The 25,578-nt window shown below is 71.5% G+C and carries 18 protein-coding genes and 1 pseudogene; 12 read left to right on the forward strand and 7 right to left on the reverse strand.

Features of this window, described 5'->3' with window-relative positions; genetic code table 11:
* Positions 1-144: 144 nt before the first annotated feature.
* The 5 genes from OG241_RS27385 to OG241_RS27405 all read left to right on the forward strand — a co-directional run bounded on the left by OG241_RS27385 (position 145) and on the right by OG241_RS27405 (position 4,769).
* Positions 145-954: an IclR family transcriptional regulator C-terminal domain-containing protein gene (locus OG241_RS27385; protein ID WP_405818807.1), complete on the forward strand. Its 810-nt coding sequence runs from the start codon at positions 145-147 to the stop codon at positions 952-954.
* Positions 955-1,135: 181 nt separating this feature from the next.
* Positions 1,136-2,347, forward strand: coding sequence for a CaiB/BaiF CoA transferase family protein (locus OG241_RS27390; RefSeq protein WP_405818809.1), 1,212 nt, complete (start codon positions 1,136-1,138; stop codon positions 2,345-2,347).
* Positions 2,340-3,155 carry a citryl-CoA lyase gene (locus OG241_RS27395; RefSeq protein WP_405818810.1) on the forward strand — a complete coding sequence of 272 codons (816 nt, stop codon included), beginning with the start codon at positions 2,340-2,342 and terminating at the stop codon, positions 3,153-3,155. Before OG241_RS27390 ends, OG241_RS27395 begins: the two co-directional genes overlap by 8 nt.
* Positions 3,152-3,853 carry an alpha/beta fold hydrolase gene (locus tag OG241_RS27400; RefSeq protein WP_405818812.1) on the forward strand — a complete coding sequence of 234 codons (702 nt, stop codon included), beginning with the start codon at positions 3,152-3,154 and terminating at the stop codon, positions 3,851-3,853. Before OG241_RS27395 ends, OG241_RS27400 begins: the two co-directional genes overlap by 4 nt.
* 142 nt (positions 3,854-3,995) lie before the next feature.
* Positions 3,996-4,769 (forward strand): polysaccharide deacetylase family protein, encoded by a 774-nt coding sequence (locus OG241_RS27405; RefSeq protein WP_405818814.1) that lies wholly within the window; start codon positions 3,996-3,998, stop codon positions 4,767-4,769.
* A gap of 83 nt (positions 4,770-4,852) precedes the next feature.
* Here OG241_RS27405 and OG241_RS27410 read toward each other — a convergent pair whose 3' ends face one another.
* Both OG241_RS27410 and OG241_RS27415 read right to left on the reverse strand, forming a co-directional pair.
* Positions 4,853-7,855 carry an FG-GAP-like repeat-containing protein gene (locus tag OG241_RS27410; protein WP_405818816.1) on the reverse strand — a complete coding sequence of 1,001 codons (3,003 nt, stop codon included), beginning with the start codon at positions 7,853-7,855 and terminating at the stop codon, positions 4,853-4,855.
* 325 nt (positions 7,856-8,180) lie between these two features.
* Complete coding sequence (locus OG241_RS27415) at positions 8,181-11,279, reverse strand: FG-GAP-like repeat-containing protein (protein WP_405818818.1); 3,099 nt, start codon at positions 11,277-11,279, stop codon at positions 8,181-8,183.
* A 314-nt stretch (positions 11,280-11,593) separates the two neighbouring features.
* Between OG241_RS27415 and OG241_RS27420 the strand changes: the two genes are divergently transcribed.
* The 3 genes from OG241_RS27420 (at position 11,594) to OG241_RS27430 (ending at position 12,653) form a co-directional block, all read left to right on the forward strand.
* Positions 11,594-11,887 (forward strand): hypothetical protein, encoded by a 294-nt coding sequence (locus OG241_RS27420; protein WP_405818820.1) that lies wholly within the window; start codon positions 11,594-11,596, stop codon positions 11,885-11,887.
* 187 nt (positions 11,888-12,074) lie between these two features.
* Positions 12,075-12,431 (forward strand): PRC-barrel domain-containing protein, encoded by a 357-nt coding sequence (locus tag OG241_RS27425; RefSeq protein WP_405818821.1) that lies wholly within the window; start codon positions 12,075-12,077, stop codon positions 12,429-12,431.
* A gap of 39 nt (positions 12,432-12,470) precedes the next feature.
* The gene (locus OG241_RS27430; RefSeq protein ID WP_405826923.1) at positions 12,471-12,653 is read left to right on the forward strand and encodes a hypothetical protein; all 183 of its coding nucleotides are present in this window, start codon (positions 12,471-12,473) and stop codon (positions 12,651-12,653) included.
* Positions 12,654-12,778: 125 nt separating this feature from the next.
* Here OG241_RS27430 and OG241_RS27435 read toward each other — a convergent pair whose 3' ends face one another.
* From OG241_RS27435 to OG241_RS27450, 4 genes are all read right to left on the reverse strand, one after another.
* The gene (locus tag OG241_RS27435) at positions 12,779-16,081 is read right to left on the reverse strand and encodes a S8 family peptidase (protein ID WP_405818823.1); all 3,303 of its coding nucleotides are present in this window, start codon (positions 16,079-16,081) and stop codon (positions 12,779-12,781) included.
* Positions 16,082-16,257: 176 nt separating this feature from the next.
* A complete protein-coding gene (locus OG241_RS27440; protein WP_405826445.1) occupies positions 16,258-17,796 on the reverse strand; it encodes an alpha/beta hydrolase in 1,539 nt (512 codons plus the stop codon).
* Positions 17,797-17,864: 68 nt separating this feature from the next.
* Positions 17,865-19,112: a serine hydrolase domain-containing protein gene (locus OG241_RS27445; RefSeq protein WP_405818824.1), complete on the reverse strand. Its 1,248-nt coding sequence runs from the start codon at positions 19,110-19,112 to the stop codon at positions 17,865-17,867.
* 186 nt (positions 19,113-19,298) lie between these two features.
* Entirely contained in the window at positions 19,299-20,627 is a 1,329-nt protein-coding gene (locus OG241_RS27450) for a phosphatase PAP2 family protein (protein ID WP_405818826.1), read from the reverse strand.
* Between the two features lie 437 nt (positions 20,628-21,064).
* On the opposite strand from OG241_RS27450, the gene OG241_RS27455 reads away from it, so the two are divergent.
* The 3 genes from OG241_RS27455 to OG241_RS27465 are packed head-to-tail and all read left to right on the forward strand — an operon-like array spanning position 21,065 to position 23,050.
* A complete protein-coding gene (locus OG241_RS27455) occupies positions 21,065-21,760 on the forward strand; it encodes a HemK2/MTQ2 family protein methyltransferase (protein ID WP_405818828.1) in 696 nt (231 codons plus the stop codon).
* Positions 21,744-21,983, forward strand: a complete 240-nt coding sequence (locus OG241_RS27460; RefSeq protein WP_405818830.1) for a CDGSH iron-sulfur domain-containing protein — start codon at positions 21,744-21,746, stop codon at positions 21,981-21,983. Before OG241_RS27455 ends, OG241_RS27460 begins: the two co-directional genes overlap by 17 nt.
* Complete coding sequence (locus OG241_RS27465) at positions 21,980-23,050, forward strand: iron-containing redox enzyme family protein (RefSeq protein ID WP_405818832.1); 1,071 nt, start codon at positions 21,980-21,982, stop codon at positions 23,048-23,050. Before OG241_RS27460 ends, OG241_RS27465 begins: the two co-directional genes overlap by 4 nt.
* A gap of 287 nt (positions 23,051-23,337) precedes the next feature.
* On the opposite strand, the pseudogene OG241_RS27470 reads toward OG241_RS27465, so the two are convergent.
* Positions 23,338-23,802 (reverse strand): annotated as a pseudogene (locus OG241_RS27470) (SRPBCC family protein); the annotation flags it as partial.
* Positions 23,803-23,930: 128 nt separating this feature from the next.
* Here OG241_RS27470 and OG241_RS27475 point away from each other — a divergent pair.
* A complete protein-coding gene (locus OG241_RS27475) occupies positions 23,931-25,502 on the forward strand; it encodes an FAD-dependent oxidoreductase (RefSeq protein ID WP_405818833.1) in 1,572 nt (523 codons plus the stop codon).
* The last annotated feature ends 76 nt before the right edge of the window (positions 25,503-25,578 follow it).

A 25,578-nucleotide genomic window follows, 5' to 3' on the forward strand; every position in this document is an offset into this window, starting at 1 on the left:
GTTACCTTCGTGCGATCCGCCCGTAACGTCAAGAGAATCGCGGGAGCCGATTCCCCGGATGCGGCTTTCTCCACAGCTGTGGACGGCATGCGGACAGCGGGCAGTAACCTGAACACCCAGCCGAACGACTGTGAGGGGCCTCAGATGCCGCGTACCGGTACCGGGCCCGACTTCATCGAGGCGTTGGCCCGGGGACTCGACGTGATCACCGCGTTCGCTCCGCAGCGCCCGGTGATGTCCCTCTCGGAGCTGGCTGCGGCGACCGGCCTGGCCCGTCCGACCGTCCGGCGGATCCTGCTGACCCTCGAGGAGCTCGGGTTCGTCCGCACCTCGGACAGGGGCTTCGCGCTCACCCCGCGCGTGCTCGACCTGGGCGCGGCGTACGTCGGTTCGCTGGGGCTGTGGGACGTCGCCCGGCCGCACATGGAGCGACTGGTGGAGCGGACGCGCGAGTCCTGCTCGGTCGCGCAGCTCGACGGCAGCGACATCGTGTACGTCGCGCGGGTCGCCGTACCGAAGATCGTGACGCTGTCCGTGCAGATCGGCACCCGGTTCCCGGCGCTGCAGACCTCTCTGGGCAAGGTGCTGCTGGCGGCGCTGGATCCGGAGCAGCTGGAGAAGACGCTCGCGGAACCGACCCGGTCCGGGCTGACCGCGCTGTGGCGGCCCGGCCGCGAGGAGCGGGACGAGGTGCTGCGCGAGGTGCGGGCCCGGGGCTGGGCGCTGGCCGACGAGGATCTGGCGCTGGGTATCCGCTCGGTCGCGGCGCCCCTGCGGGACGGCGCGGGCCGGGTGATCGCGGCCGTCAACGTCAACGCCCACGCCGCCGAGACCTCGGTGGAGAAGCTCCGGGAGGAGCATCTTCCGCTCCTGCTGCAGACGGCGGGCGACATCAGCTGCGACTTCGCCCGCCTCGCCACCCTCCCGCAGTCGGTGAGCCCCGCCAGCCTCTGATCCACCCCCGGCCGGCCCGTTCCCGACGGCCCGCGAGCCCGGCCGGCGCTCCCGCGCCCGTAACGCGCCCGCACCGCGTCGGTCGGTGAATTGTTTCCGGGTCCTCGCCTCGTCGTCGTTCGGCGTGCCACAATCGAGATCGGCGGACAGATGTCCGCTGTGCGGTCGGAGGGATGGATTCATGGAGATGTCCACAGGGTCGGCAGCTCCCGGCGGGCGCGTCGGGCCGCTGTCCGGGCTGCTGGTCGCCGACTTCTCCCGCGTGCTGGCGGGCCCCTACGCGACGATGCTGCTGGCCGATCTCGGCGCCGAGGTCGTCAAGGTCGAGTCCCCCGCCGGTGACGAGACCCGCTCGTGGATGCCGCCGACCCGGGGTGAGACGTCCACGTACTACCTGGGCGTCAACCGCAACAAGCGTTCCATCGCCCTCGACCTGCGCGCCGAGGACGACGCCGTGGCCGCCCGTGAACTGGCGCACCGCGCGGACGTGGTGATCGAGAACTTCAAGCCGGGCGCGCTCGCGAAGTACGGCCTGGACCACGCGAGCGTCGCGGCCCGTAACCCCGGGGTGGTCTACGCCTCGATCAGCGGCTTCGGGCCCGGCGCGGGCGCGCACGTACCCGGCTACGACCTGATGGTGCAGGCGATCTCCGGTCTGATGAGCCTGACCGGCGACCCCGAGGGCGAGCCCTTCCGGGCCGGTATCTCCGTCTTCGACGTGATGGCGGGCAACCACGCGACCATCGGCATCCTCGCCGCGCTACGGCACCGCGACGCGACCGGCGAGGGCCAGCACGTCGAGGTCAACCTGCTGTCCTCGGCACTGTCCGGCCTGGTCAACCACAGCTCCGCCTACGTGGCCGGCGGCACCGTGCCCTACCGGATGGGCAACGCCCACCCCAGCGTCTTCCCGTACGAGCCCTTCCCCACCGCCGACCGGGATCTGATCGTCGCCGCCGCCAACGACGGCCAGTTCAGGCGGCTGTGCGAGGTCCTCGGCATCCCCGGCATCGCCGACGACCCGAGGTTCGCGCACAACAAGGACCGCACCGCCCGCCGCGAGGAACTGCGGCCGATACTGGTGGAGCGGCTGGCCACCCGGGGCGCCGCCGACTGGTTCGACGCCCTGGTCGCCGCCGGGGTACCCGCCGCCCCCATCAACACCATCGACGGCGGCTTCGCCACGGCCGAGCGCTTCGGACTCGACCCCGTCGTCGAGGTCGGCGAGGGCGAACGGGCCGTCCCCATGACACGTCACCCGATCACCTTCTCCGCCACCCCGGCCCGCTACGAGCTGCCGCCGCCCGAACTCGACGAGCACGGCCCCGAACTCCGCAAGTGGCTCACGGCACCGAGCACCGCGCGCACGAACGGGGAGGACTCCCGTGACTGACCAGACGCCGTCCTACCCCACCGCGCTGGGCGCCGCCAGCCGCACGTCGATCACCCTCCTCGGCACCGACCTCGCCCGCGATGTCATGGGCGAGGTGGGATTCGGTGAACTCGCCTACTGGCTCGCCACCCAGCGCCGCCCCACCCCCGGCCAGGTACGGGTCTTCGAAGCCGTCCTCGCCGCCCTCGCCGACCACGGCTTCACCCCCACCGCGATCGTCACCCGCCTCACCTATCTGTCGGCCCCCGACTCGGTGCAGGGCGCACTCGCCGCCGGACTGCTCGGCGGTGGCTCCCGCTTCCTCGGGGTCACCGAGGACACCGGGACCTTCCTGCACGAGGTCATCGCCCGCCAACGCGGCCCGCTGCCGGACGACGAGGCGGGCTGGGACGTCCTCGCCCTGGACACCGTACGAGCGCGGCGGGCGGCCGGACTGTTCGTGCCCGGCCTCGGTCATCACGTCCACAAGGACGGCGACCCGCGCACCCCCCGGCTCATGGAGATCGCCGCCGAGGAGAAGCAGTTCGGCCCGCATCTGTCACTGTTCGCCGCGATCGGCCGAACCCACCCCCAACTCCTCGGCAAAACCCTGCCGTTGAACGGTGCCGGGGTGTGCGGAGCCGCCCTGGCCGACCTCGACCTGCCCATCCCGCTGCTGCGCGGCTTCGCCCTGCTGGCCCGTACCGCAGGGCTGATCGGGCAGTTGGCCGAGGAGATGCGCAACCCCGTCGCCAACGACATCTTTCTCTCCGTGGACCTGAACAACCGGCCCGTCGACCCCGATCCGCACCCCGGCAACCTGCCGTGAGCCGGTCCCCGGCGCGCGAGCCCGTCGTCGTCCTCGTCCACGGTGCCCACCACGGCTCCTGGTGCTGGGAGGAGGTGACCGGCCTGCTGCACACGGCCGGCGTCCGCAGCCGGGCCGTCGACCTGCCTCTCACCTCCTTCACCGACGACACCGAGGCCGTCCGCGCGGCCGTAGGCGAGGCGGCAGCGCACGGCCCCGTGCTGCTGGTCGCGCACAGCTACGGCGGCCTGCCCGTCTCCGCAGGCGGGCACCTGGCCGCCCGTCTGGTCCACATCGCCGCGCGGATGCCGCTGCCGGATGAGTCCCCGGCCGGGCTGACGCCCACCTGGAACGACCCCGCCTTCCACCGTTCCGTACGGACAGCCCCCGACGGCACGGTGACCCTGCTGCCGTCCGCCCGCGAGGCGCTCTACTCCGCCACGCCTCCCCGGTACGCCGAGCGCGCGGCGACCCTCTGGCGGCCGATGCGCAGCCGCGTTCCGGAGACGCCCCTCGACGACCCGGCGTGGCTGACCGTACCGAGCGCGTACGTCGTGTGCGCCAAGGACCGGACCGTACGACCCGAGGCCCAGCGCGTCTGCGCCGACCGTGCCGACGTACGCCTCGAACTCGACTGCGACCACTCGCCGTTCTACTCCGCACCCGACCAACTGGCCCGGTTCCTCGCCGCACAGGCCGCTCTCCTCGAACTCAACTGAGAGCGGCCCGGTTGTCCGCGAACCACACCGGAATTGTCCTTGATCGGTAACGGACGCATCCTCGGGCCGTCTTTCCTCGTCATGTCAGGTGGTCGCGAGGCGACCGACGATCGGCGTGGAACTGCGGGAAAGCGGGGCGGACATGGCACGGCACAGTGGCGGGCGAGGCTGGTACGGCAAGGTACTCGGCGCCGCGCTCGGGGTGACGTTGCTCGCCACGGGCGCCTCGATGTGGACCGCGCAGGCCGGTGCCCTGGGCGGTTCGACCCCGAAGACGACCACGGCGGCCAAACCGGCCAGTGCCGTCAAGCCGGTCGCGGTGACCATCGTGCACGCCTCGGACAAGGGGGCACGCGGCGTCAACATCACCATCGACGACGGCCCCGACCCCGAGTGGACCCCCCAAGTACTCGACGTACTGCGGGAGTTCGGCGTGAAGGCCACGTTCTGCATGGTGGGGACGCAGGCGGAGGCCCACCCGGACCTCGTGAAGAAGGTCGTCGCGGCAGGCCACCGGCTGTGCGACCACTCGGTGTCGCACGACACCACCATGGACAAGAAGTCCGAGGCCTACCAGTCGCAGGAGATCCTCGACGCCGAACGCATGATCACCGAGGCGTCCGGGGGCGTACGCCCGATGTACTACCGCGCGCCCGGCGGCGCGTTCACCCCCTACAGCCGCAAGCTCGCCGCCTCCCGGGGCATGCGCCCGCTCGGCTGGAACGTCGACACCAAGGACTTCGAGCGGCCCGGCACGGACGCCATCGTCGCCACCGTCGAGCGGGAACTGCCCAACGGGCCGACGCTCCTCTTCCACGACGCGGGCGGCGACCGCTCCCAGACCGTCGAGGCCCTGCGCCAGGTCCTCCCCCGGCTCAAGGAGCAGGGTTACGTCTTCGGCTTCCCGGTGCGCTGAGCCCCGGCCACGTAACACCACTGGGCCCGGTCGCGACTTCCGCGACCGGGCCCAGTGGTGTTACGTGGTGCAGTGATTGAGAGTCAGGACAGGCTGGTGTAGCTGTTCCAGCCGGTGGCGATCCGGGCCTTCGTGCCGAAGGTCGCGGCCGTCGTCCCGTTCCAGCGCCACAGGGCGCCCGCGCTGTCCCGGCCGAGGAGGTCGGGACGGCCGTCGCCGGTCAGGTCACCGGGTACGGCCAGGGCGTTGACGCTGATCCCGCCCGCGATCCGGACCCGGGCACCGAAGGCACCCTTGCCGTCGCCGAGCCACCGCCACAGCACACCCGAACCGTCCAGCCCGACCATGTCACCGATGCCGTCACCGTTCAGGTCACCCGCACCGACCAGCCGGGTGTAGCCACCCTGGCCTCCGACCAGCTTGTCCCGCTCGGTCAGGCCACCCTTGCCGTCGGCGGAGTACCGCCACAGGACGCCGGTCTTGTCCCGGGCGATCAGGTCGGCGCGACCGTCGCCGGTCAGATCACCGGGGGAGGTCAGAACGTTGTACGCCCCGAAACCCGTGCCGAGCACGCTGTGCGGCGGGGTCTTCGGCGTGAACGCCTTGCCGCAGGTGCCGTCGTACCGGGTCAGCTGACCGGCGGAGTTCCGGACGAGGAGGTCGTTGCACGCATCCCCGCTCAGGTCACCGAACGGCACGAACGTCGACGAGGTCGGCCAGCCACCGGCCAGCGCCTTGCGCGCACTGTCGATGGTGCCGCGCCCGGTGCCGGGCTGGACAGCCAGTCGGCCCGCGCTGTCGAATGTGACCAGGTCACCGATGCCGTCCCGGCCGAAGTCGTGGCGCTCCGTCGACCGTACGGGGACCTGATTGTCGTAGAGCACCGTGTCCTCCGTCGCGCCGTTGGCGGGGCGGGCGGTCAGGGTCACCCGGTAGGTGCCGGTACGGACCAGTGAGCCGTTCTCGGCACGTCCGTCCCAGGTCGCGGTGAGCTTCCCGCGCGCCGGACCGCCGGTGACGGTCCGTACGACCGCGCCGCCGGAGGCGGTGACGGTCAGTTTCCAGCTCGCGGCCGGCCTGTTCAGGTACCAGACGCCCTCGAACCCGCCGCCCTGCCGCAGGTCCACGGAGGCCGGGACGGTCGCGTCGGTCGCCGTGAACGGCGAGGTGGTCACCTGCGGCCACTTCACCGTCACATCACCGGACGCCGTCGAGTAGGCGACCGGACCGCCGAACCGGTCCACGTTCCAGAACCGGCCACGCAGATCGGCGGGAGCGTATGCCGGGGACGGCAGCGGGCCCAGTTCATCGGTGCCGACCTTGTCGGCGGGGACCGCGCCCTCCAGGTAGGTGATCAGCAGCTTGCCGGCCGCGTCGTCCTGGGAGACCAGATAACCGTCGCCCAGCCGGGCGTAGCCCCTCGGTACGTCCGTCTCCGTCCCGTCGAACTGGTCGTAGACGACCGCTCGCTTGTTCGGACCGCAGGACAAGTAGACGTGCCGGCCCACGACCTGCAGATCGGACGGGGGGCAGGAGCCGAGATCCAGGCTCTCCAGCTTCCGCATCGACGGCAGCGAGAACTTGTCGAGATAGGTCGAGCCCCCCGAGTTCCTGGGCGTCCACAGCGTGTCCCCCCACAGGGCGGCGGCCGGCCAGGTACCGGTGGCCAGCACCTTGTTCCCGTCCCGCACCTCCGCGGTGTCCCCGCGCGTGCGGACCACACGGTACGAGGCGGACGCCGCCACGATCGCCGCTACCCGGTCCTGGGGGTTGGCGATGCTGCCCAGCCCTGTACCGGTGAACCGCAGGCACTCCCCGTAGCACTCGGTGAAGAACGGGTGGTCGGGGTCGTACACCTCGTACCCGAGGTCGCCCAGGTTCTCCGGCGGTGCGGCGGTCAGCTTGCCGTCCGCCGCGAGGGACAGTGCGGAAGCGGTGAGATCGGTGCCGGAGTACGCGTCGGGCGCGTCCGCGTGCTCGGTACCGAGCAGCAGCCGCCCCTGGTCGACCGCGACGCCGCCGGCCTCGTACACCGAGACCGCGGGCAGCGGTGACACCGGCTCGACGGCCGGGACCCCGTCCGCGCCCAGGGTGACATGCTGGATCGCCCAGTGCTCGGCGTCCGCACCGCCCTCGATGGAGAAACTGCCGTCGTCGCCGTCGACGAAGTTGCCGGTCGAGGCGGCCAGCAGCGTCCGCGTCGGACCACCGGTCACCGGCACCGCGAGGATCGCCTTCTTGCCGGTGTCGGGGTACAGCAGCCAGTCGCCGATCGCGCGGGCCTTGAGGCGCGCCTCCTGCGGAACGTCGATCAGGTGCCCGGGGGTCGCCGGATTCCGGCGGTCGACGACGTACAGCTGCGAGTTGTTGAACCCCTTGTCGATGGCGTAGAAGAGCACCGTGTCGCCGGCCAGGTGGGGGTATTCCAGGAGGCCGAAGTCGTCGCTCGGTACGTACGTCATGGCGGCGGTGTCGAAGTCGACCAGCGCGGTGCGCCAGGGACTGCTGCCATCGGCCTGCTTGTACCAGAACGCGCCGCCCCGCGTGTCCGACGCCGGTTCGTAGACGGTCCCGCTGAAGTCGTCCCCGACGCCGCTCACCAGCCGGTCGACCGGCTGCCCGCCGCCCACCGGCATCTCCAGCAGGTGGAGCGTCCACTTCCCGGCGACCTGGCGTGCGACCAGCAGACGGTTCTCGGCGAAGACTCCGGTGACCCGGTCACCGGCCGGCACATAGAACCGCGTCACCTGGTTGGTGGCGTAGCGCCGGATCTGGAACACGTTCGTCGTCCCCGACGGCTTTTCCAGACCGAGGCCGCCGTTGTAGCGGTTCAGGTCCGCGCGGCCGAATTCCCTGGTCGAGCCGTCGCGGCCGATCCACGTCGCCTGGGAGTCGGTCAGGGACGGCTGCGGAACCGACAGGTATCCCGTGTCGTCCGCCGCCGCCAGGAACGCCTGCCTCGGCGCCGCCCGGTGCACGCCGGTCAGCGTGACGGTCGGCATGCCGTCACCGTCCGCCGCGACGGCCGGCCCCGACGCGAACTGCAGCAGCCCGGCCGTCATCGCCAGAACCGCGGCGGCCGCCACCGCCCCGCTCTTCGACCTGCCCGTTCTTCCTGTTCTTCGCGCCGTACTCGAAGTCACGCGTTTCATGCCTGCCACCCCCGTGTGTCGCACTGGTCAGTACGCCGGCGATGTGCCGCCGCCGCTGTCAGAAACGGCGACAACTCATGCCACGCCCTGTCAGACTCACGTCAACGCCAAGAAGTTGTACGGGAATTGGGCGCTGAGCCCCAGCCCTGCCCCCTCAACCACGGCTCAACTACTGCGCCACTGGGCCCGGTCGCGACTTCCGCGACCGGGCCCCGTGGTGTTACGTGCTGTTGCGTGGTGGTGCAGTGGTGGAGGGTGGTCAGGACAGGCTGGTGTAGCTGTTCCAGCCGGTGGCGATCCGGGCCTTCGTGCCGAAGGTCGCCGCCGATGTGCCGTTCCAGCGCCACAGGGCGCCCGCGCTGTCCCGGCCGAGGAGGTCGGGACGGCCGTCGCCGGTCAGGTCACCGGGTACGGCCAGGGCGTTGACGCTGATCCCGCCCGCGATCCGGACCCGGGCACCGAAGGCACCCTTGCCGTCGCCGAGCAAGCGCCACAGCACACCCGCGCTGTCCAGGCCGACCAGGTCGCCGGCACCGTCACCGTTCAGGTCACCCGCACCCACCAGCCGGGTGTAACCACCCTGGCCCGCGACCAGCTTCACCCGAGCCGCCAGGCCACCCTTGCCGTCGGCCGAGTACCGCCACAGCACCCCCGCCTTGTCACGCGCGACCAGGTCGGCGCGGCCGTCGCCGGTCAGATCACCGGGGGACGTCAGCACGTTGTACCCGCCGAAACCGGTACCGAGCACCCGTTGCGGCGGGGTCTTCGGCGTGAACGCCTTCCCGCAGGTGCCGTCGTACCGGGTCAGCTGACCGGCGGAGTTCCGGACCAGGAGGTCGTTGCACGCATCCCCGCTCAGGTCACCGAACGGCACGAACGTCGACGAGGTCGGCCAGCCGCCGGCCAGCGCCTTGTGCGCGCTGTCGATGGTGCCGCGACCGGTGCCGGGCTGAACCGCCAGCCGGCCCGCGCTGTCGAAGGTGACCAGGTCACCGATGCCGTCCCGGCCGAAGTCGTGGCGCTCCAGCGAACGCACCGGCACCTGCTTGTCGTAGAGCACCGTGTCCGTCGTCGCGCCGTATGCCGCCCGAGCGGCCAAGGCCACCCGGTAGGTGCCGGTACGGACCAGTGAGCCGTTCTCGGCACGTCCGTCCCAGGTCGCCGCGATCTTCCCGCGGGTCAGGCCGCCGGTGACGGTCCGTACGACCGCGCCACCGGGGGCGGTGACGGTCAGTTTCCAGCTCGCGGCCGGCCTGTTCAGGTACCAGACGCCCTCGAACCCGCCGCCCTGCCGCAGGTCGACCGAGGTCGGCACGGTCGCGTCGGTCGTCGCGAACGGGGAGAGCGTCACCTGCGGCCACTTCACCGTCACATCACCGGACGCCGTCGAGTAGGCGACCGGACCGCCGAACCGGTCCACGTTCCAGAACCGGCCACGCAGATCGGCGGGAGCGAGCGGCGGGGACGGCAGCGGGCCCAGTTCATCGGTCCCGGCCCGGTCGGCGGGGACCGCGCTCAGCAAGTAGGTGACCAGCAGCTTGTCCGACTCGTCGTCCTGGGTGATGAGATAGCCGTCGCCCAGCTGTCCGTAGCCTCGCGGCACGTCCTGCACCCACTGTTCCTTCTGGTCGTACACCCCCGCTCGTCCGTTCGGACCGCAGGACCAGTAGACGTACTGGCCCACCACCTGCATCTCGGTCGTCTTGCAGGGCACGTCGGTGGTCACGCTGTCCAGCTTCCGCATCGACGGCAGCGAGAACCTGTCGAACACGGTCGAGCCCCCGCTGTGCCTGGCCGTCCACAGGGTGCTCCCCCACAGGGCGGTGGCCGGCCAGGAGCCGGTGGCCAGCACCTTGTTCCCGTCCCGCACCTCCGTGGTGTCGCCCACGCGGACCACCTTGTACGAGCCGGACGCCGCCACGACCGCTGTCACCCTGTCGGGATGGGCGACCTGGCTCTCGCCGGTGCCGGTGAGCCGCAGGCACTCCTTGTAGCACGCGACGTGGATGGTCGCGTCGGGGCCGTCGAGGCCGTCGGGATCCGGCACCTCGTACCCGAGGTCGCCGAGGTTCTCCGGCGGTGCGGCCGTCAGCGTGCCGTCGGCCGACAGGGAGAGCGCGGATGCGGTGAGGTCGGTGTCGGTCGGCGGGCCGGTCCCGTCCACGCGCTCGGTGCCGAGCAGCACCCGCCCCTGGTCGACCGCGACGCCCCCGACCTCGTACACCGAGACCGCGGGCAGCGGTGACACCGGCTCGACGGCCGGAGCTCCGTCCGGGCCCAGGGTGATGTGCTGGACCGCCCAGTGCTCGGCGTCCGTGCCACCCTCGATGGAGAGAGTGCCGTCGTCGCCGTCGACGAAGTTGCCGGTCGAGGCGGCCAGCAGCGTCCGCGTCGGACCGCCGGTCACCGGCACCGCGAGGATCGCCTTCTTGCCGGTGTCGGGGTACAGCAGCCAGTCGCCGATCGCGCGGGCCTTGTCGAGGACGGAGTCCGGAACGTCGATCGGGCGGGCGGGGGTCGCCGGATGAGCACGGTCGATGACGTACAGGCGCGGGTTTCGGAAGTCTTTGTCGACCCCCTTGTAGAGCACCTTGTCATCGGCCAGGCGGGGGAGGTACAGGCTGCCGAAGTCGTCGGTCGGCACGAGCGTCATCGCGGCGGTGTCGAAGTCGAGCAGCGCGGTGAGCGAGCGGTCCTGGTTGTCGATGTCGCCGTCGTGGTCGGTGTCGGACAGGTACGAGAACGCGGCCCCCCGCTTGTCGGACACGGCGGAGAGGGCGTACCCGCCGAAGCCGTCCGCCCCGCCGCTCACCGGCCGGTCGACCGGCTTCCCGCCGCCCGCCGGCATCTCCAGCAGGTGGAGTGTCTGCTTCCCGTCGACCTTGCGGTTGACCAGCACTCGGTTCTCGGCGAAGGCACCGCTGATCCCGTCACCGGCGTTCAGGTAGAACCGCGTCGCCTCGCCGGTGGAGTAGCGCCGGATCTGCATCACGTTCGGCGTCCCCTCGGCCCTTTCCAGCCCGAGGCCGCCGTTGTACGCGAGCGGGCGTTCGCGGCTCGGGAAGTCCCTGGTCGAGCCGTCGCGGCCGACCCACCTCGCAGGGAGCTCGGCAGTGTACGTGTCCGGTATGGACAGATACCCGGAGTCGTCGGCGGCGGTCATGAACGCCTGTCGCGGCGCCGTCCGGTGCGCGCCGGTCAGCGTGACGGTCGGCATGCCCTCGCCGTCCGCCGCGAGGACCGGCCCCGACGCGAACTGCAGCAGCCCGGCCGTCATCGCCAGAACGGCAGCACCCGAGACCGCCCCGGCCTTCGACCGGCCCCTTCTTCGCGCCGTACGCGGAGTCGTGCGTCTCAAGCGTTCCACCCCCATGTGTCATCCCGGTCAGTGCGCCGGCGATGTGCGCGGTCACCGTCAGGAACGGGCCCCGGCTCATGCCGCGCCTTGTCAGACTCCCGCCGACGCGAACGGTTGTACGGGCAGCAGTCATGACCCCTGCGACACCGCCCCTCGCAGCGAGGTGGCGGTGGCCGTGGGGGTGGCTGTGGGGGTGGGGGTAGCGGCGGAAGCGTCGGGATTCATGCGGACGGCCTGCTCCGCTGGCAGCCCGCCGCCCGTGCTGGTGGACTCCGAGCAGCAGGCATTGCCATCGATCGAGAACGGTTCTCGCCATGACGATCATCATCACGTTCGACTTCCCGGGCACCACTCAGGCCCAGTACGAACAGGTCACCAACCGGATGACCGGGGGGCGCCGTCTCGAGAAGGCCTCGGACTGGCCCGTGCCGGGACTGATCTCCCACGCCGCCGGCCCCAGCCCGACCGGCTGGTTCGTGACGGACGTCTGGGAGTCCGAGGACGCGTTCCGGCAGTTCGGGGAGAAACTCGCCCCTCTGCTGCGGGAAGCCGCGATCCCCGAAACGGAACCGAAGATCTACCAGGCCTTCAATGTGGTGACCGGCTAGCACCTGTCCGGCTGATCCGGTCGATCCGGTCGCCGGAAAGCCTCGACGGCGGTCCCAGCGCGTGCATGCGCTCGGCCCCCGAGGGCACTCGGTAGATCGGGACCCCGGGACCCAGGTGCCCGGCATGCCCCGTGTCGTGTCGGGGCCGTCGCACCGGCCGCCGGAGCGCGCAGACAGGGAGCAGGGCATGATCCGTTCAGCCGACATCCGCGAGTGGCGCAACCACGACGTGATCGACACGAAGCAGCGCAGGATCGGCATTCTCGAAGCCGTCTACGTGGACACGGCCACCGACGAACCGGCCATGGCCACCGTCCGGACCGGGCTGCCCACCCGCCACCGGCTGGTCTTCGTCCCCCTCGACGACGTGGTCCTCGGACCGGGCTACGTCAAGGTGTCCTACTCCAAGGCGGAGGTGCGCAACGCCCCGTCGATCGGGACGGACGACGTGCTCCCCGCCGAACGGGAGGAAGAGATCTTCACGCACTACGGCATGAAGTACCAGCCGGGAGCGGGAGGCGAACGTCAGCTCGCACGCCGCTGAACACGACTTCGCTGAACACACGCACACGGCACTGAGGAGGTGGTCGACGTGATGGCGCTCTTCCTGCTGCTGATCCTGGTGGCCGTCATCCTGGGACTCATCGGCGTGGCGGCCTCGGGCCTGGGATACCTCCTGGCCATCGGCATCGTGATCTTCGCCGCCGACCTGATCTTCTTCGGGGCACGGGTGTCCCGGCGCGCCAGGCGGCGGCCCCTCCGGTGATCACATGATCGCGTGATCGCGAGGTACGGCGATGACCTCGTCGTCCGCCCACGCAGAACCCCCGGGTCCCTTCCTTCGGACCCGGGGGTTCTGCGTGGTACCGGGCGGTCGGCCCGGCGGTGGTGTCAGCCGACGGTGTAGGTGTACGGGACTCCGGTGATCTCGGAGCCGTTCGCGATACCCATCGGGGTGTTGGTGGCCACGTAGAGGATTCCGTGGACGACCGTGCCGACGGGTGCCGTCGGGGCGAGGGTGAGGGTCATCTCGCCCGTCTTGCCTGGGGCGACGGGAAGCGGCTGGTAGTCGGCGGCGAGGTCCCAGTACTGGCCGGTCGATGCCTGTGCCGCGGGGTCGACGGGCTGGGTCGTGGCGGTCACGGTCACCTTGGCCGTGCCCCCGGGCGAGGCGGTGTCCTTGAACGGGCCGGGTGCGGAGACGCCCACGAACCAGCTCCCCGCGGCCAGTTGGTCGGCGGTGGCAGTGGCCACCACCGATCCGTCAGGGCCCGGTGCGCCCAGGACCTCGGGCGCGCCGGTCCAGGGATAGATCGACGCGTCCACGGGGACGTCGGCGGTGACCGTGGCCCGCAGGGCGGTGGTGTGTGTGGGTACCCACCAGGACGGGGAGTCGCCGTTCAACGGGACGGTGGTCTTGCCGTCGACCTCCGGGAGGACGACGTCTGCCGAGGCGGCGAGGCGCGGGTCGAGGAAGTAGGAGCGGTTCGCCGGTCCCGGGTTGGGCACCCGCACCGCGACCTTGAGCGAGCTGCCCTGCTTGATGACACGGGCCGCGCTCTTCGGCAGGCCCGGGGCGGAGACGGTCACGGCGTCGAGGCTGACCCGGCCGGTGACCTGCTGGCTGATCGCCTTCCCGCTGACGGCTTCGGTGACGGCGAGGATCAGCGTCCAGCGTCCCGGGGCGGGCCGGTCGACGGTGAGGCTCGTGTACTTCGTGGGGGTCGTCCCCTTGTCGCCGGTGCGGTTGACGTCGCGGGCGAGGATCTGCTGCTGCGGACTGACCAGGTAGTAGGTGAGTTCGGTGCCGGTGTCCGGCGCGGTGAGGTCGACCGTGAGGTCGGGCCGGCCCGCCGGGACGTCGAGGTAGTAGCCGTTGGCCTGGCCGGCACCACGGCCGACGCCACCGGTGACCCGGGTGGTGAACGAGGTGCTGTGCCCCTTTGCGGGGTCGACCGGGACCAGCGTCCGCCGGGCGACCGGCAGGGACAGACGTGTCCCGGCGTCCGAGGCGAACTGCAGGGAGAAGGGTGTGTCACCCGCCGCGCGCGGAATCGGCACGGTCACGGGGAAGACGGCCGTACCGCCCGCCGGGACGGTCCTGGTCTGCCCGGGTACGCCCGCCGAGGTCCAGCGGTGGCCGGTGACCTGGATGTGCACGGGGCCGCGGTAGCTGCCGGGCTTCATGTTCGCCCACTGCAGACCGTCCATGCCGAAGCTCCATACCAGCCTGACGGTCCAGTCACCGGGAGCCGGGTCGTGGACGTCCACGTACTGGTGGTTGCTGTGACCGGCGCCCCCGTAGTCGTAGCCGACCTGGACCAGTCGGCCCTTCGGGTCGAGGACGACCGGGATGAGGAAGCCCTGCCCGTCCTTGCCGGGCCACGCCATGCTCACGTCCATGAAGGGCGTGCCCTTCGGTACCCGGACGGTGAACGGCTTGACGGCGAGCCGGCCCTGCGGGGTGTCGCCCAGGGGCGTGCCGACGGTGACGGTGCGCGCGGAACGGAACGTCGTCGAGCCGGCGGTACGGGAGGTCATGGTGACCTTCCGGGGCCGGGCCGCCGTGTTGGTCAGCGTCACGGTGGTGTGCCGGGCGGTGCCCGGCTGTCCCGCCAAGTTCAGCTGGGCCGCCGAGGGGACGAGGGACGTGCTGTCCGCGCTCCCGCCGGTCGTGTCGAGAGCCCGGGCCGCCCGGACGGCGGCATCGGTGTTCAGCAGTCCGGCCCCCTGCTCGTCGGCGGGGGTGCCCAGGTCGGTCGCCGTGCCGGTGAGGAGACGCTTGACCAGGCCGGGGGCAGGGCGGACCCCGCCATGGGTGCTCTCGTACGCCTGGATGACGTCGGCCGCCGCGCCCGCGACGAAGGGGGCCGACTGGCTCGTACCGCCGAATATCTGGGTCGGCAGCGAGCAGCCCGTCCAGCGCGGGCCGGGGGTGCAGGCGGCCATGTCGTACGCGCCCGGCGCCACCAGATCGACCAGCTTGTTGCCCAACGTGGTGCCGCCGGAGGAGAGGGCGGCGATGTTGTCGCTGGTCCAGCCGCCGAATCCGTACCCCCGGGCCATCAGGCGCGTCGCCGTGGAGGCGCCGACGCCGATCACCTGCGGGTCGCTGGCCGGGGAGCCGATGGTGCCGGACACACCGGAGTCCCCGGTGGAGACCACGACCGTCGTACCGGCGGCGACGGCCGCCCGGTCCGCCAGCCGGATCGGGTCGGTGGTCGCGTCCGGGTAGTAGTTGGCGCCGAAGGACTGGCTGAGTACGTCGGCGTGGTGCTCGACGGCGTACTGGACGGCCGCGACGAACCCGGAGGTGTAGGCGGCGGTCTTCTCGCCGAAGACCTTCAGGCTCATCAGCTCCGCGTCCGGCGCGAAGCCGCGGATGCGGAAGGTGCAGCCCTTGGGCACCTTGGTGGCGTAGGGCAGCTGCTGGGCCATGTCGTAGGTCCGGCTGCCCTGCGCGGCGATGGAACTGGCGTCACCGAAGGCCTCCTCGGCGTCGGTGTTCTCGTCCGTGCCCGTACCGACGAAGTCCTGGTAGTCGGTGATGACATGGCTGCCGTCGGGGCGGACGAACTCCGGGTTGTCGACGTCGATCCCGTCGGCCATGAAGGCGACCTTCACACCCTTGCCGGTGGCCAGCTTCTGGGCGGCGTCGGTCTTCGTCAGCGACAGCCCCTCCGGCTCGACGACCGGGTTCTTCGGGTCCTTGGGGCAGGCGGCGGCGGTCGATCCGGTCGCGGAACCCGCCGCGCCGGTGGCCGCGGTGCCCGCGGCAACGTGCCGTTGTGGGCGCCGTATCGGCAGGTCGGGCACGACGGCGGCGACCTGCCCATCGGCGCGTATTCGGGATATCGCCGAGGGTTTCAGTGTCGCGGCGACGGCGTTGAGCAGGCTCATCCGGGCGACGTGCGTGGCGCCGTTGTCCTTGAGCAGCGACAGGACCGGCGCCTGATCGCCGGCCACCGCCTTGTCTCGCCGCGCGGTGTTGGTCCTGGGCGACAACTCCGGGTGCTGGTCGCGCAGCAGCACGATGACCCGCTGCGCACCGCCGGGGGCGGCGCTCGTCGTGCCGGCCTGCCCGTCCGAGGGGGCGGCCACCGTGGGGGCGACGCCCAGGGCGAGAACGCTCAGCAGGAGTGACCCGGTGAGGGCCACTCGCTTACGGGTTCTGCCTGTTGTTCTGTTGTGCATGCAAGTCTCCGCTGGGGGTGGGGGGTTGGGTCATCCATGGACGGCCCAATCCCGATCTTGTCTCCCACAGCGGACACAAAGCCTCTTTGTTGGTTAAACAGTTGTCGATCTTCCGGAAAATGCCGACACCGTGTACTGGGTCTCCCGAGTCTCCGGAGACTCCGCAGTGGCGGAGGTCATCCGGAGGACCGCTCGCAGGTGACGTCCGCCGAAGGCAGCCGGCCGGTGGCGAGATAGGAGTTGACCGTCGTGTCGGCGCAGGAGCTGCCGAAGACGCCGTACACGGCGTGCTGGTCCGCGCCGCGCAGGGTGACCAGCCGGGAGGAGGGCCAGTTGCCGCGCACGGTCTTCGCGCTCTCGTACGTGGTGCGCGGGTCGCCGGTCGCGTTGACGAGCAGGGCGGGCACGTCGCCGCGGATCGTGGTCGGACGCTCGCGCGGCGCGTCCCAGAACGCGCAGGGGCCGATGTTGTTCGTGACGGGGCCGATCAACGCGTCCTGGGCACGGGCGCGTTGGACATCACGCCAGTACGTCTCCGGGTCGCGCGGCGCTGCCACGTCGCCGCACAGGATCGCCGTCTGGACGCTGCCGTACGAGGAGTCGGAGCCGGTCAGGAGGAAGCCGAGCGCCTCGGCCAGCCAGGGTGACGGGGTCACCGGCCGGCCGGCGGCGGCGCGCCGCAGATCCTGTACCGCCTCGGCGAAGGCGCCGTACGCGGCGTCGTTGTCCTGCGAGAGCCCGTTCATGACGATGACGGGCAGCAGGCTCGCGTCCACCCGCCGACCGCCGACCGACAGGGGCGTACGTGCGGCGGCGGCCTGGACACGGTCAACTGCCGCCAGGACCGCGCTCCTTGTGCCGCCCAGACCGTAGGTGGTGTTCCGGTCGGCGGCCCAGGCGGCCCAGCCCTCCAGGGCGTGCCGGTTGGCCCGTTCCGTGCCCCGCAGCAGTCGGGGGCCGTACCGGCCGGGGGCGATGACGCCGTCGAGGACGACCCGGTCGGTGCGCCCGGGGAACATCGTGGCGTACACCTGGCCGAGGTAACTCCCGTACGAGTAACCGAGGTAGGAGATCCGGCGCTCGCCGAGCGCGGCCCGGATCACGTCCATGTCGCGCGCGGTGTTGCGGGTGGTGACGTACGGCAGGACGTCGCCCTCGTTCGTCCGGCAGCGGCGGGCGAGTTCCCCGGCGAACGCCGCCGAGCGGTCGAAGTCTGCGCGGTCGGTCCCCGCCCCCCGGATGAAGGAGCCGGTGGGCCAGTGGCAGTCCAACGGTGTGCTGCGGCCGACGAAACGGGGGTCCACGCCCACCACGTCGTAGCGCTCGGCGACCTGCTTCATCGACGTGCGCACCCAGGGCGGGTCGCCGATCGTCTGCCCGCCCGGGCCACCGCCGTTGAGCAGCAGCGCGCCGACGCGGTGCGCGGTGTCGGTGCCCCGGATCCGCGAGATCGCGACGGTGATCGTACGGCCGCCCGGGTCGTCGTAGTTCAGCGGGACGGTGACGTCGGCGCAGCGGGCGCCCGCCTGTTCCAGTTCATTGCCGGTCGCGTCGTCGGGTCCGAGCAGGCAGCTCTTCCAGGCGAGGTTCTGGTGGTGGAAGCGGGCCAGGGGGTCCGCTGCCGCCGCCCGGACGGGCTGCGCGGCGGCGGGCGACGCGGCGAGGGTCAGCGCGCCGACGAGGCACAGGGCGGCCCCCGCGGCGGTGCGGGACACGAGCCGGTGCAGCGGGCCTCCGGCGGGAGTGGGGGTGGGTGTGGGGGTACGAGGGGGCGTCGAGCCGTTCACGCGTGGGTCCTTTCGGGCTGTTCGGGGGCGTTGGTCTCGGCCGACGGGCCGTCCCCGCAGAGGGAGGCGTCGACGAGGTCCAGGAAGTCGTGTTCGGCCTGGAGGGAGTCCGGCACCTGGTTCAGGGCGACGGCGACGCTGCGGCCACCGGGGCCGACGGCGACCAGCGCCCGGTGGCCGCCGGGGACCGTGCCCCCGTGGCCCCACCACGTTCCGCCGCAGGAGAGCGGCGAGGAGATGAGACCCAGGCCGTAGCGGGCGCCGGGCCACAGCCGGTCGGGGTCGGCGGCCACCGTCCGCCGCATCAGGGCCAGTTGGGCGCCGGGCAGCAGCCGGCCGTCGAACAGGGCGGTGGCGAACCGGGTCAGGTCGGCCGGGGTGGAGACGAGGGCGCCGCCGACCCCGCCGAAGGTCATGTTCCAGGCGGTACCGTCGACGCGCCGGCCCTCGGCGTCGGTGAAGTAGCTGTGGGAGTGCGGGCCTTGGACGCGGGTGTCGTCGCCGGGCCAGTAGGTGTCGCGCAGTCCGAGCGGTTCGATGACGCGGCGGGTGATCTCGGCCTCGGGCGTACGGCCGGTGACCGCACCGACGATCATGCCGAGGACCAGGTAGTTGGTCGTGGCGTAGTGCCACGTGCCCTGCGGGCGCGGCAGGTCGAGAGCGCGCGTGACGAGCTCGCGGGGCTCGAAGTGGCGGTACCGCAGCCGCTCGTAGTGCTCCCACTCGGGAGCGTCGAGGTAGTCGGGCAGTCCGCTGGTGTGCTGGAGGAGTTGCCGTACGGTGATCCGGCGCCCGTCGTAGCCGTGTCCGTGTCCGTCGATCAGACCCGGCAGATAGCGGTCGACGGGGGCTTCGAGCGACAGTCTGCGTTCGGCGACGAGCTGCAGGACGACCGTCGCGGTGAACGTCTTGGTCACGCTGCCCACGCGCAGCCGGTCGGCGGCGTTCATACGGCGTCCGGTGCCCAGGTCGGCCGTACCGGCGGCCTCGGACCAGCGCCGGCAGGGCGCGTGCGCGCCGGGGTCGGTCGACAGGACGGCGGCTCCGGCGATCCCGTCGCGGTCGGTGAGGACGCGCAGTGCCCGGCGGGCCGCTTCGTGCGGACCGCAGTCGACGGCGGAGCGTGGGGGCGGCGCCTGGGCGGTCGCCACCGAGGAACCGGCGACGAGCACGGTGGCCGCCAGCAGAGCCGCGAGGCCCGTGCGCCTGCCGGTGTGTCGGGGGGTCGGTAAGAAGGTCGGCATGTGACATCACGCTAGGCACGCATCGCCGCGTGATCACTCCGGCAGGCAGGTGCATCGGAGCTGGGGCCGGCCCAAGCCGAAAGCGGGAGGAAGCCCCCTGGACGGCTGGATCCTCTGTTGGTAGGAGCAGGCCCGGGATTACGGGAGGCGCCCCTCCTTCAGATGCAGCTCAGATGCAGTTCAGAATCAGACCAGTTCGAGTCGTCGTTCCGGTTGCCAGGTCGACGCGGGCTTCGGTTCCCACTTCCTGGTGGTCCGTATGTAGCCGTCGATCACCGAGAGCATCGCCAGGACGAGAAGGGGCCCGAACACCCACGGACGCTCGGCCAGCTGCGTCGACAGATAGCGGTACGACACCAGAAGCGCGACGAACACCGTCGCGCCGTGCGCGACCAGCCTGGTCGACGACCGGTCCCAGCCTCGGTCGAGCGAGCGCAGAGTCGCCTCCACCGTGAGCGCGAACACCACACCGGCCAGGAGATCCGCGCCGTAGTGGTAGCCGAAACCCAGCGTCGCGGAGACTGTGGCGACCAGCCAGAACGTGCCCGCGTACCGCAGGAACCGTGGGCCCTTGCGGGAGTGGACGAAGATCACGGTGGCCCATGCCGTGTGCAGGCTGGGCATGCAGTTGCGGGGCGTGATCCCGTCGTACGCCATGGGTTTCGGGGTGCCGACCGGCAGCGGTACGTCCGGCCACAGGTTGGCCACCGCCCAGTGGCCGCCACCCGTGCCGAAGGCGCCGGGGCCGTAGGCGAAGACCGGTCCCACGACGGGGAAGACCATGTAGACGGCCGGGCCGAGGAGGCCGATCGCCAGGAACGTACGCACCACGTGATGGCTCGGGAAACGGCCTTCGGCCGCCACGTTGCGCAGCTGGTACAGCGCGACACAGACCGCGGCCACCGCCAGCTGGATGTAGACCCAGTCGAGGAGGTGGGTGCCGATCGGGCCCGTGGCCCTGACGATCCGGCCCGCCAGCCAGGACGGGTCACCGAGCGCGTGGTCGGCGGTCGCCACGTACTGGTCGAGCACCATCGGGCGGGTCTTCGACGTGATCAGCAGCCAGGTGTCGCCCGCCTTGCGCCCCGCCACCAGCAGCAGGCCGAGCCCCACGCCCTTCAGCAGCAGCATCCGCTCCTGGCCGGTCCGGCGGGTGACAGCGATGACCGCACAGCCCAGCATCACCCACAGCGCGCCGTTCCCGAAGCAGTGGCTCCCGGACACCCCGGCACCGGCCGCCCACCGCACCAGCAGGAAGACGGCGTCGACACCGACCGCGACACCGGCGGCGACGAACCGTTGCCGCCAGGTGAGGACCACCATCATCAACGCCATGCTCGCGTACAGCAGAGGCCCCGATTTGGGGGGGTATATCACTTCCTGCAACTGATTCGTGACCGGCCCCGGCAGGCCGTAGTGACGCGCCGCTGTCTCCATAGCGACCAGGAACCCGAGCGCCGCCACACCCGCCACGAGCCAGAGGGTGCTTATTCGCGAGAACACGCGTGGCGGCATTTATGACTTCCCATTCGATGTGCCGGTTGCCGGACTCTTGTCAATCAGTTCAATCAGGTGCTGATCGCGCGCGGTTGAAGGTGCCGATCGCGCTTCAGGAGCTCCCGACAGATGAAGATGGACGCAGCACACTCCCGGTTCCGGCCTCAGAACGCTCCCCCGCTGTCCCCCGCTGTGCCCCGTGTCCCGCTGTCCGCCCGCCACAGCGAAAGCACAGGAGGACCGCCAGGACGATACTCCAGGTGGGGGATGCGGTGAAGTCCCGGTGAAGCCGAGACGGCGGGCTGGTCATGCCCGCAGTCCGTTACGTCTGCGGCCAGCGGGTACTCGTGGGCCGACTGTCCCCTATGTCGGAGCGATCGTGCGAGCACTTGCCGTCAGCCACACCCTCAAGAAGTCCCCCCGAGCCCTCCAACACACGGGCTGAGAGGGCTCCCATGACCGTCGAAGCCGAACGCCTCACCACCACCCCCCGGCTCCGCTACTGGGTGCCCCCGGGCGTGTACGCGCCCCAGACCGACACCCGGCTCATGCGGCAGGCGATCCGCCGCGAGGTCGTCACGGAGCGGACGGACGTACTGGACCTCGGCACCGGAAACGGCCTGCTCGCCGTCGAGGCGGCCCGGCTCGGCGGGCGGGTCACCGCCGTCGACATCTCCTGGCGGGCGCTCGCCACCACCCGGCTGAACGCCCTGCTGAACGGACAGACCCTGCGGGTGCGCCACGGCGACCTGGCCTCGGCCGTGCCCGGCCGCCGCTTCGACTTGGTGATCAGCAACCCGCCCTACGTGCCCGCCCCGGACCCCGCGCCGCCCCGGGGCCCCGCCAGGGCCTGGGACGCCGGACGGGACGGCCGACTGCTGATCGACCGTATCTGCGACACCGCGCCGACGGTCCTGCGGCCGAAGGGGACCCTGCTGATGGTGCACTCGCACCTGTGCGGCGTAGACGCGACGCTGACCCGCCTGGAGCGGGCCGGGCTGCGCGCGGAGGTCGCCGGCCGGGCCCGGCTGCCCTACGGCCGCGTACTGCGTTCCCGGCTCACCTGGCTGCGGGAACAGGGGCTGACCGACCTGACCGACCGCGAGGGAACGACTGAGGAGCTGGTGGTGATCCGTGCCGAACACGTCTGAACGTCCCCGCCGTGTGCGCGTGCAGCGCGACGGTCCCCTGCTCGTCGAGGGCCCGGTCGAGGTGGTGGGCGAGGACGGCGAGGTGGCCGTCTCCGACCGCTTCACCGTGGCGATCTGCACCTGCCGCCGCAGCCGCGACTTCCCCTGGTGCGACACCAGCCACCGGCGCCGCCGCCGTGAACCGGAAGCCGAGGAGAGCGAAGGAGACGACGACGCCTCATGACCGACGCCACCTTGCCCGCCGCCCTCTCCCCCGCCCTCTCCCGGCAGCAGTTCCGGCTCCGGCCCCCGCCGCTGCCCGAGCCGCGCGGTCCGCTCTCCGCCGCGGTGACGGCGCGTCTGCGAGGGTCGGACCCCGGGAGCGCCCCGATTCCCGCGCCGCCTCCCGAGAGCTGCTCCCCGTACGGCGACGACCTGCAACTCGCCCTCTACGTCCTCTACGAGCTGCACTACCAGGGCTTCGAGGGTGTCCAGGACAGCCTGGAGTGGGACAGCGCCCTGCTGGCCTGTCGAGGTGAGATCGAGGACCGTTTCCTGAGCGCGCTGCGCACGGACGTGCCCGTCGACGGCGCGGAGACGGCCGAACAGTCGCTGGACGAACTCCAGATCGAACCGGTCGGCGACGACGGCAGCGGGGTCTCCTACTTCCTCCGGGACGAGGGCACTCTCGACCACGTGCGCGCGTACGCGGCGGTGCGCTCCCTCTACCACCTCAAGGAAGCGGACCCGCACGCCTGGGTCCTTCCCCGGCTCCACGGACGGGCCAAGGCGGCCATGGTCGCCGTGGAGTTCGACGAGTTCGGCGGTGGCCGCGCCGACGAGATCCACGCGCAGCTGTTCGCCGACCTCATGGCGGACCTGGGGCTGGACACCACGTACGGCCACTACGTCGACGCGGCACCGGCCGAGATGCTCGCCACGGTCAACCTGATGTCCCTGTTCGGGCTGCACCGCGCGCTGCGCGCGGCGCTTGTCGGGCACTTCGCCACCGTCGAGGTGACCTCCTCCCCGGCCTCGCGCCGTCTCGCCGAGGCGATGCGCCGGGTGGGTGCCGGGCCGGCGGCCGAGCGGTTCTACACCGAGCACGTGACGGCCGACGCGGTGCACGAGCAGGTCGTACGGCACGACGTCGTCGGCGGCCTTCTGGAGGGCGAACCCCAGCTGGACGCCGACGTGGTGTTCGGGATCCGCGCGACCGTCCACCTGGAGAACCGCCTCGCAGACACCCTTCTCGGCGCCTGGCGCAAGGGCACCACGGGCCTGCGCGGAAACCGGCCGACGGGCGGATGATCCCGGAGGCTCCCCCGAGTCCACGCCGGTGGCGCCGCGCACGACGCCACCGGCATGGAGGGGTGAGGACCCGATGACCCGACGGTCACTCCCGGGTCATTCCCGGGTCGGACTCCTCGGTCAGACGAGGGTCAGATCAGCGGACCGGCGGTGCCGGGCGCGCCCGGGGTGCCACGGGTACCGGATCCGGGGACACCGGGGGTGCCGGGCGTGGTGGGCATCCCCGTCGCCCCGGGGACACCGGGTGTCGCGGTGGGTGCGGCGGGGGGTGTCGCGGTCGCGCCGGCGCCGGGGTCGCCGGGCTTGATGCGGCCTCGCCAGGCGCCCGTCTCTCCGCCGCGCTCCTCGACGTAGTTCTTGAAGCGGTGCAGGTCACCCTTGACGCGGCGGTCGATCATGCCGAGCGCGTCCGCGCCCTTCTCGGCCATGCCGGTGGGCTCGACCTCCATCGTGAGCTCCACGCGGGTGTGCGTCTCGTCGATGCGCTCGAACCGCACGGAACCGCGCTGCCGGGTGTCGCCGCCGACGGACCGCCAGGTGATCCGGTCGTCCGCCAGCTGGTCGACGATCTCCGTGTCGAACTCGCGCTTCACGCCACCGATCTTGGTGGTCCAGTGGTTGTGCCGCTCGTCGAGCTGCCTGACCTCCTCGACGCCCTCCATGAACTCCGGGAACTCCTCGAACTGAGTCCACTGGTTGTAGGCGGTGTGGACGGGAACTTCGACGTCCACTGCTTCCTTGACCGTGCTCATGCTTTCCTCCTCATTTGAGGTATTGGTGGGCATTGGCGGTCTTCCGCACGACCTCGGGTACCCAGGCAGGCGGAATGAAGACCTCCCGGTCGGGGCGTATCGCACACCACGAGGGGCACTCGGCCGCCATGAACCCCCGAACCGGAATCCAGAGCTCCGGGATCCAGAGCTCCTACTGGCTGGAGACCGCGCCCCCGCCCGCCCCGGCTCCCCCGCCCTCCGGTGACCTCACCGTGGACGTCGCCGTGGTCGGCGGCGGCATCGCCGGGCTCAGCACCGCCTGGGAACTGGTCCGGCAGGGGCGCGAGGTGGCCGTACTGGAGGCCGACCGCGTCGCCGCCGGGGTCACCGGCCGTACGACGGCCAAGCTGACCGCCCAGCACACCCTGATCTACGACCAGCTGCGCCGCACCCGCGGCCCGGAGGATGCCCGGCTGTACGCGCGCTCGCAGTCGGAGGCGATCGAGCACGCCGCCGGGCTCGTCGACGAACTCGGCATCGACTGCGAGTGGGAGGAGGCGGCGGCCCTCACCTACGCCGAGGATCCACGGCATGTCGCCGAGCTGCGGGCGGAGGCCGAGGCCGCGCGTGAGGCGGGTCTCCCGGCCGAGTTCGTGACCGGCACCGACCTGCCCTTCGCGGTCGCCGGCGCGGTCCGGGTGAGCGGACAGGCCCAGTTCCACCCCCGTAAGTACCTGCTGGCGCTCACCGAGGACCTGCGCAGGCGCGGCGGCACGGTGTACGAGGACACGCGCGTCGTCGGTCTCACCGAGGGCGCGCCCTGCGTCCTGCGCACCGACGCCGGGGTGTCGGTGCGCGCCCGCGAGGTCGTGGTCGCCACGCACTACCCGATCTTCGACCGGGCTCTCCTCTTCACCCGCCTCAGCCCGCGCCGGGAACTCGTCGTGGCCGCGACGATCGACGAGGACCGTGCCCCGCGCGACATGTACATCACGCCGGAACGCAACACCCGCTCCGTGCGCAGCGCCCCGTACGGCGACGGGAAGCGCCTCCTGATCGTCACCGGGGAGCATTTCACCCCCGGCGCCGCCGATGTCGAGGAGCGGTTCGCCCGGCTGTCCGCCTGGGCCGACGACCGCTTCACCGGCCTCACGTTCACCCACCGCTGGGCCACCCAGGACAACGACTCCACCGACTCCGTACCGCTGGTCGGACCGCTCCACCACGGCAGCCGGCACACCTATGTGGCCACCGGGTTCGGCGGCTGGGGCCTGAGCGGCGGCATCATGGCGGGCCGGCTCCTCAGCGAGCTGGTCAACGGTCGCCCGGTGCCCTGGAGCGGCCTCTACGACCCGCGCCGGCTGGCGCCCGTGATCCGCGAGGGGATGTCGTTCCTGAAGCACCAGGCGCAGGTGGCCCGGCACTTCGTCGGTGACCGGCTGCCGGCCATGACGGCTCCCGCGGTGGGCGACATCCCGCCGGGCCACGGCGCGGTGCTCCGGCTGGGCGGACAGCGGTGCGCCGTCCACCGGGACGAGACCGGCTCGCTCCAGGCCGTGTCGGCGCACTGCACCCACCTCGGCTGCATCGTGGCCTTCAACGACGCGGAGCAGGCGTGGGAGTGCCCGTGCCACGGCTCCCGGTTCGCCCCGGACGGACGGATCCTCCAGGGACCCGCGGTACGCCCGCTGGAGAAGCGCGACATCCCGCAGACGGAGCAGGCCTCCCCGGAGTCGTGACCCCGGCCTCAGGGGTTTTTGCGGTGACGTGGCTCATTTTTTATCCATGGGCGACCTGTCTGTGAACCAACCCGGG

Source organism: Streptomyces sp. NBC_01390 (genome assembly GCF_045040105.1).
In the GTDB taxonomy this organism is placed as follows: domain Bacteria; phylum Actinomycetota; class Actinomycetes; order Streptomycetales; family Streptomycetaceae; genus Streptomyces.